At 45.5% G+C, this 8,182-nt stretch carries 7 protein-coding genes; 2 read left to right on the top strand and 5 right to left on the bottom strand.

Annotation, left to right across the window (positions count from 1 at the left end):
• Window positions 1–45: 45 nt before the first annotated feature.
• The gene (rlmD, locus tag CVD19_RS19870) at window positions 46–1,434 is read right to left on the bottom strand and encodes a 23S rRNA (uracil(1939)-C(5))-methyltransferase RlmD (protein WP_101584868.1); all 1,389 of its coding nucleotides are present in this window, start codon (window positions 1,432–1,434) and stop codon (window positions 46–48) included.
• 409 nt (window positions 1,435–1,843) lie between these two features.
• Here rlmD and CVD19_RS19875 point away from each other — a divergent pair, with 409 nt between their 5' ends.
• Window positions 1,844–1,939, top strand: coding sequence for a YjcZ family sporulation protein (locus tag CVD19_RS19875; RefSeq protein ID WP_101584853.1), 96 nt, complete (start codon window positions 1,844–1,846; stop codon window positions 1,937–1,939).
• A 155-nt stretch (window positions 1,940–2,094) separates the two neighbouring features.
• Here the strand turns inward: CVD19_RS19875 and pdaA are convergent, their stop codons facing one another.
• The 4 genes from pdaA to ggt form a co-directional block, all read right to left on the bottom strand.
• Window positions 2,095–2,895: a delta-lactam-biosynthetic de-N-acetylase gene (gene pdaA / locus CVD19_RS19880; RefSeq protein WP_101584871.1), complete on the bottom strand. Its 801-nt coding sequence runs from the start codon at window positions 2,893–2,895 to the stop codon at window positions 2,095–2,097.
• Between the two features lie 154 nt (window positions 2,896–3,049).
• Window positions 3,050–4,603 (bottom strand): fumarate hydratase, encoded by a 1,554-nt coding sequence (locus CVD19_RS19885; protein WP_101584872.1) that lies wholly within the window; start codon window positions 4,601–4,603, stop codon window positions 3,050–3,052.
• Window positions 4,604–5,026: 423 nt separating this feature from the next.
• On the bottom strand, window positions 5,027–5,212 hold the full coding sequence (locus tag CVD19_RS19890) for an SE1561 family protein (RefSeq protein WP_101584855.1): 186 nt from the start codon (window positions 5,210–5,212) through the stop codon (window positions 5,027–5,029).
• Window positions 5,213–5,477: 265 nt separating this feature from the next.
• On the bottom strand, window positions 5,478–7,166 hold the full coding sequence (ggt, locus tag CVD19_RS19895; RefSeq protein WP_101584857.1) for a gamma-glutamyltransferase: 1,689 nt from the start codon (window positions 7,164–7,166) through the stop codon (window positions 5,478–5,480).
• 171 nt (window positions 7,167–7,337) lie between these two features.
• Between ggt and CVD19_RS19900 the strand changes: the two genes are divergently transcribed.
• A complete protein-coding gene (locus CVD19_RS19900) occupies window positions 7,338–7,898 on the top strand; it encodes a class I SAM-dependent methyltransferase (RefSeq protein WP_101584859.1) in 561 nt (186 codons plus the stop codon).
• Window positions 7,899–8,182: the final 284 nt, after the last annotated feature.

Genomic DNA, 8,182 nt, shown 5'->3' on the forward strand with positions numbered 1-8,182 from the left:
AGGGTCGGACTTGCAAATGTTTATTTTAACCAGCAAGAGCATTTATTAATTAGACATCTTCAATTCTAAAGCCGTGACGGCTTCTACATGCGCGGTATGCGGGAACATATCAACCGCCTGGATGTACTCGACTTTGTACTGGCCACTTAAGGTCTGGATGTCCTTTGCCAGAGTCGAAGGATTGCATGATACATAAATGAATTTTTTCGGCTTTACCTTTAACACGGTTTTCAGGAATTCCTGGTCGCAGCCTGTGCGGGGCGGATCGACGACGATGACGTCGGGCCTCCAGCCTTCTTTTGCCCATTTGGGCAGCCATTCCTCAGCTTTCCCGACTACGTATTTAGCCTGCTTTACCCCGTGCCGTGCGGCGTTTTTCCTGGCATCCTCAATCGATTCCGGAATGGTGTCCATTCCCCTGATTTCTCCGGCTCCACCTGCGAGCCAGAGGCCGATTGTTCCCACACCACAGTATGCATCAACAATTTTTTCCGTACCTGTGAGGCTGGCTGCGGCTTTGACTTCGTTGTAGAGCTTTACTGTCTGCTCAGGGTTCAGCTGGAAAAATGTCCGGGCGGAAAGTTCGAATTGCAGGTCACCAAGCGTTTCCTGGATGAAGTCACTGCCTTCCAGAGTTTCGGTTTTGTCGCCGAAAATGACCGATGTCCGCTGGCCATTGATGTTTTGGACGATTGATTTTATATCTGGCAGCCGTTTTTTGATCTCCTGGATGATGATATCTTTTTTCGGCAGTTCTTTTTGTGCAGTGATCAATACGATTTGCAGTTCCCCAGTCTGAACACCGGTGCGGGCAACAATCGTCCTCACAATGCCTTTTCGTGACTTTTCATTGTAAATGGGAATCTTCAGGTCCTGCAGGATGGATTTAACGGCTTCTGTAGCTTTGGTGGTTGCTGGATGCTGGACAGCGCACTGCTCGATATTCACCAGTCTATGTGAGTTTATGCCGTATAGGCCGGCAAGTACTTTACCATCTTTTTCGCCGACCTGGAACTGGCTTTTATTCCTGTAGCCCCATGGATTGCCCATGCCGATCGTTTCACGGATATCAAGGTCGCCGATTGGCAGCTTTGTATGGCGCTCTAGTGCCTGGATTACGATATCGCGTTTTTCCTTCAGTTGCTGTTCATAACGGAGATGCTGAAGCTGGCAGCCTCCGCATTGCTCATATACCGGACAGAGAGGCCTGACCCGGTGCTCGGATGGCTTGCGGATTTTTTTTATTTTCGCTTCGGCAAACTTCGGATGCACTTTCGTAGCTTCAACGACGACTTCCTCTCCGGGGAGGGCGCCGGGAACGAACACGACCTGACGCTTGAAATAGCCCACGCCTTCCCCATTGATGCCGAGCCTTTTGATAGTTAACGGGAAGGTTTGCTTCGGTTCTATTTTAACTGTTTGTTGTTTTTGCATTATTTTCACTCCAATTATGCATAAGCCGAGAACATCCGCGGCTTGTGCCGTGGGATGAATCGGCTTATTATTCAATGCTCCTCCACAGATAAAGAGAAGCATAGCTCAAGTAAGGCTCCCAGCCTGCATTTCACTAATCCACTTGTGAAATCGTCGGTTTCTGCTCCAGGTTTCAGTCTTTTTCAACGCGTTTTGAAGCCAACCCAGCCGCCGGGAAAAGGTTGAGCGTGAGGTTACTGCCACACCACAATCCGCCTTTACATTTTTCCCGTATTATAGCATGTTTTATCAGGCCTTACCGAAATGTGTGCCTTTTTATCGATTTTTAACAGTCTCCACACATGTCCGTTTCGCGAAACATCCGCTTTACATAGCATGTATTATCTGCTCATAAAGGAGGTGGCACACTATGAGTTACGGAGGCGGTTCTGGATTTAATTTTGCACTGATCGTTGTACTTTTCATCCTCTTGATTATCGTTGGAACAGCATTTGTACGCTATTAACCAACAGCTGATTGTGCATCAACATTAATTGTTTCCTGGTCGAAGCGCCGGTGATGGCGCTTCTTATGCCATAGATAAAGCACCGCTAAATCGTTCCGATATGACGGGCAGTTAGCGTACATAAAAAGGCCCGAAGCGGGGTTCGGGCATATGCTTCAATGCAGCATTGGTTCTTTAATAGCCTGGCTGATCATCAGGTCATCGAGGGTTTTAAAAGTATAGCCCTGCTTCTTGAGATCTTTCACCACTTTTTCCAGCGCGTCGGCATTGTCTTTGGAAACTGTGTGGAGAAGAATGACTGCACCTGGATGGATTTGGCTCATGATTTTATCGTAGGAATATTTCCATCCTTTTTGCTGGTCGGTATTCCAGTCGACAAACGCGAGTGACCAGAATACATGGGTATAGCCAGCCTGCTTCGCAATATCCATCGTTCTTTCACTGAAAATCCCGCGCGGCGGCCGCAAGTAAGCCATTGTTTTCTTACCAGTCAGTTCTGCCGTTGCGGCACGGACTTTTTCCAGCTCTTCCTTAATCCTTTCATCACTGATCCTCGTCATGTCCGGGTGGTGCCACGAATGATTTCCAATCGTATGGCCTTCATACACCATTTGCTCGACGAGCTCAGGCGCACTTTCCAAATAATGCCCGGTTACGAAAAACGTGGCCGGCACCTTTTCTTGTTTTAAAACGGCCAGGATTTGCTCGGTATAACCATTTTCATAACCATTATCAAACGTTAAATAAATATCCTTTTTATTCGGATCACCTTTATAAACGGCCCCATGCTTTTCGATAATTTTTTCCAGTGGCTTGCCGGCATCTGCGGCTTTTCCGTCGCTTCCCTTTTTAAAACCCCAATGGATTGGCTCGTTTGAGTATTCAGCCTCTGCAAAAGGTACTGCGCATAGGAATAGCACATTTAAGATCATCAGGATTTTGTAAAACTGTTTCATGTTGTTTCCTCCAAGATGTTTTTTCTTATTGTTTGTTGGAGGAAAGAAAAAATGCATAAAAGTGCCTGCCCCCAGTGCGTTAATTCATTAACGCATTGGGGGCCTGACCCCCGGCGCGTTAATACTGTAACGTGCCGGGGGTCAGGCCCCTGTTTTATTTAAACACGGGTTCTTTAAATTGGCTTAGTTTTTCCAGTGATGATTTTTCAACGTCCTCATGAAGGCTGTTGCCGTGTGAATCCATGGTCACGACTGCGGTAAAATCCTCGACCTTGAGATGCCACATCGCTTCCGGTATGCCGAAGTTCATCAAATCAACGCCTTCTACTGATTTGATGCAATCTGCATAATATTGGGCTGCCCCGCCAATGGCGTTCAGATAAACCCCGCCATGTTCCTTCAATGCCGCAAGCGTTTTTGAGCCCATTCCGCCTTTGCCGATCACGGCGCGGATGCCAAATTTTTTCATGATGTCGCCCTGGTACGGCTCCTCGCGGATGCTTGTTGTCGGCCCTGCTGCTTTCACATGCCACTGTCCATCAGCGTCCTTCAGCATGACCGGTCCGCAATGGTAGATGACCTGCCCGTCCAGGTCTACCGGCGCATCGTGGTCCATCAAATATTTGTGGATTGCGTCTCGCCCGGTGTACATCATTCCGGTAATTTTTACGACATCACCGACTTTAAGCTGGCGGATTTGTTCTTCCGGGATAGGCGCAGTAAGCGTCACTACATCCTGTGCAGCTTCAGTTGCAGCCGCAATTTCCTGTACCGTCTCAATTGGCACTGAGAAGTCGACTTCTTCGCCTTCCTGGTACATCCATTCAACGATGTCTCCTGTTTCAGGGTTAACCGCTACACCTAAGCGGCGGAACGCCCAGCAATTATAGGCAACGGAAACGAAAAAGCTTGCAGGAATCCTGTTAATCACGCCGGCCTTGCAGCCTAACAGGGTCGTTTCCCCTCCGAAGCCCATTGTGCCAATTCCGAGTTCGTTGGCATTTTCCATAATATATTCTTCAAGCTTGCGAAGGTCTTCATGCGGATTTATGTCATCCACTGAACGGAAAAGCTGTTCCTTTGCGAGATCGTACCCGGACGAACGGTCGCCGCCAATCCCTACACCAATGAAACCGGCGCTGCAGCCCTGTCCTTGTGCCTGGTAGACGGAATGGAGAATGCATTTACGAATCCCATCAAGATCACGGCCGGCGCGGCCAAGGCCATCAAGTTCACATGGCAGGCTGTATTGGATGTTTTTATTTTCACATCCGCCTCCTTTTAAAATCAGGCGGGCATCGATAAAATCATTTTCCCACTGTTCAAATTTAATGACAGGGGTGCCGTCGCCAAGATTGTCACCGCTGTTATCCCCTGTCATGGAGTCAACCGAGTTAGGACGCAGCTTGCCATCCTTTGTCGCCCTGGCAATCGCGCTTTTAATCGCTTTTTTCATTTCGATCTGGTTCGCACCGACTGGTGTTTTAATTTTAAAAGTCGGCAACCCTGTATCCTGGCAGATCGGCGACACATTTTCATCCGCCATTTTGATATTGTTTGTGATGGTGGCAAGGCTCATCGCTGAGCGGGTTCCTGCGTTTTCCCGTTCCTTTGCCGCTTTTATTGCGCGGCGCACGTCCTTTGGAAGCTTTGTTGAAGTTTCAACAATAAGCTTGTACATACTTTCCTCAAACTTTTCGATGTTCATCTGTCTGCCCCTCTCTCCCTGGATCCCTAGATAGTCAATATCTCTTTGTGAAAATTTTTCAAACATTTCCGATTATATTATACTCCTCACAAACAATGTTTGAAAGACAAAAAGCGTAAACGGTTACACAAACGTATGGTTATGAGGAATATTTGATATATAATTAAAATGATATCGGAGCCTCGGTGTACTATTTAAAAGCAATCCCTTGGCAACCAGATTTCAGCATAGAAATATCATGATCAATTAATTGCAATACACCAGTCAATTAAACAAACAGGCTATTTACTGCAAGACCAGCACCGGTTTTATGCTGTAGCGAGAGCTGTTTAACATTATTAGAAAGGAACCTTCTTTCGCGAAGGTTCCCTTTTTGAATCCAATATTGACTACTGTGCTCTATGTATCAGCTTAATTTAACTCTCAAAGGTCACGGTGTTTGAATTCACGGCATTTTGATTCCATTTCATCCACAATTGAGATCATTCGGTCAATATCTTCAATATCCGTATCTTCCGGATCAATGGCATCCAATAAGTCCAGAAACATATTTAACTTGTGCTTTAAAAAATCTACCTGGCCGTTTTTTTCATTTATCGGGTTACCCAAACTGCTCTCTCCTTTCATGTCCGTTCCCATACTATCGTAAAAATATAGGTGTGCGCAATATACAACAGTGTTAAAATCTCCCTGAAAAGTATTCCCGGATATGCATTGTCTCAATCTCAGGATTATTTTACAAATTAAAAACAGACCACGTGTAAAGTGGTCTGCCATAAGGGTTTCACTTTTTTCATATTCACAGGACAAGGCATACTTTTCCAAAAAATTATATATGGTTTTTTTTATTATCCTGTGTTGACACATCCCTGTCCTATTCATCCAGCCCGGACGCTTTTCCTTCCCGGCTTGAATCTGCAGCACCAAACAGGCGATTGTTTTTGCGGTCTATCTGGATTCCCTGGACGTTGCCGATCGGGAACGGGCCGTCACCAAAATTAAAGCCCATCGCTTCCATTTTTCCTTTGCTGACCATATCGATCCCTGCTTCCCAGCCGATGAGCGGGCCGGTGCTATTAAAGATCCTTGGTTCTTCAATGGCTTCTTTTAAATCAAGCCCGAAATCCAGCATATTTACAATCGTTTGGAAAACAGAACCGACAATGGTTGGGCCGCCTGGAGAACCGAGCGTCAACACTGGCTCATCGTCTTTAAAAACAATGGTTGGGGTCTTGCAGCTGACAGGGCGTTTCCCCGGCTGTACTTCATTAAGGCCACCGGGAATTGCATCAAAGTCCGTCAGCTCATTATTTAATAAAAATCCATATCCGTTCACCATGATACCTGTACCAAACGGATGCTCGACCGTAGAGGTGCAGGCAGCGATATTGCCCCATCGGTCCACTACCGTAAAATGGGTTGTCTCACTTCTCTCCCGCTCAGGTTCAAAAGGCTGCCGCACAACCAATGATTCTTTTGCAGTATCATATTTCCATGGGTTACCGAAATCTGCCGCATCGTTGCGGAGTTTCCAATTGATCAGATTGCGGCGCTCTGAAAGATATCTTTCATCAAGAAGTCCTTTTAACGGGACATCGGCAAATTCCGGATCGCCCGCGAACGCGATTTTATCAGAAAATGCAATCCGCATCGCTTCTGTAAACAGATAATATTTTTCCCATGACTTGACGTTATATTTGCTGAGGTCGAAGCCTTCCAGGATTTTAAGTATTTGAAGCAGTGTAGTACCCCCGGCACTTGGCATATTGGAGGACGCAATCTTGTAGCCACGGTAATCCCCCCACACGGGTTCGTCGACAGAAATGCGGTAGCTCTGAAGATCTGACAGCTCCATGAACCCTCCCAGTTCTTTCAGCGTTGAAACAATCGCTTCGGCAATTTCCCCTTCGTAAAAAGCATCAATGCCTTCCCGTTGTATGATGCGAAACGTTTTGGCCAGATCTTTTTTGTTAATGACGTCTCCTTCTCTGACAGGTTTCCCATTAGGAAAGAACAGCTCCCGGGCGTGGTCTCCAAGCCGGTATTCAAATGTTTTTAAAATGTCGCCAAACACCCAGTTGATTTCAACACCCTGTTCAGCGGCCTGGGCTGCCGGCTCGATCAATTCGGCAAGCGGCTTGGAACCATACTCCTTCAATGCAGCGTCCATTGCTTTTAAAATTCCGGGTACACCAGCCGCTGTCGCATGGGTCGACCTCTTTCTGAAATGAATGACCTCGCCCATCTCATCCATGAACATTTCCGGGTATGCAGCCGCCGGGGCTCTGGTATGGCCGTCAAAAATTTTAGTCGTTTTCGTTTCATTGTGGTGCACCATGAAAAAACCGCTCCCCCCGATTCCTGTGTTCATCGGCTCGCCTACATTCAAGGCAAACTGGACAGCAATGGCAGCATCAATGGCGTTGCCCCCAGCCCTGAGGATTTTTTCTCCTGCGTCAGTGGCTACAGGATGTGCGCTCACCACCATTCCCGCTGTACCGACCGCTGTCTCTCTATCATGTGAACTCTTGGCTGAGCGCGTAAGAATTTTGCCCTTTGACATACAACCTTCCTCCTATATCATGCGTCATATGGTTTATTGGTAAATACCCGCTCACAAATGAAGAGAAACTATATAAAAATGGTATGGAAGAACGGGGCAGTTTAGCTAAAGAAGGAGAAATAGTGCTGTAGAACGAAAATAGTATGGAATAATTCCTAAGAGGTGAACCTGTTGGATATAAAACATAATGAGATTAAGTTGGTTATTGGTGCAGGGGAATATTATAATAATCCAGGTTGGGTACATACACAGGAAGAAGAATTAAATTTATTAGATGAAAATACGTGGCAAAACAGATTCGATAAAAGTTCAATAACAGCTATTCTTGCTGAACACGTATGGGAACATCTTACGTATGCAGAAGGTATACAGGCAGCGGAAATGTGTTTTAAATATCTAAAGCCTTTGGGCTATATTCGTTGTGCAGTACCTGATGGTTATTTTCCAGATGAGTCTTACCAAAATATTGTACAGGTTGGAGGACCAGGACCAAAAGACCACCCAGCAGCTAGTCATAAAATAGTTCACAATTATAAAAGTTTGAAAAAAATTTTTATAAGTGCTGGATATGAAGTTAAATTGCTTGAATACTGTGATGAGGAAGGGAATTTTCATCAGAATTATTGGGAGGGACTTGATGGTGTAATTTTCCGTTCCAAGAAGTACGACCCTCGAAACCAAGGTGATAAACTTGTTTTTCCTTCTCTGATTATTGATGCTGTGAAACCATAATATATATCCATAAGTTTGTGAATTATTGTACATAAGCTAACGGGTGCCAGAGTTTAAGAACCAGCTGCCATTTTTGGCGGCTATTTTCTTGTGCTAAACCAGCTAATAGTTTGTCAATATTTTTCATTAAAAGTTCGAAATCCATCGTGATATACTAAAAAAGGGTATACCAAATAACCTTCTTATTTTCTGAAATGGAAGGTTTTACGTTATTTAGTTAAATGTTGTTTCTATACTATATCCTGGAAAGTAGTTCTGTTCTTTAAAAGGGCAAATATCCAATG

The sequence above is a fragment of the Bacillus sp. T33-2 genome, from assembly GCF_002860205.1.
Taxonomy (GTDB): domain Bacteria; phylum Bacillota; class Bacilli; order Bacillales; family Cytobacillaceae; genus T33-2.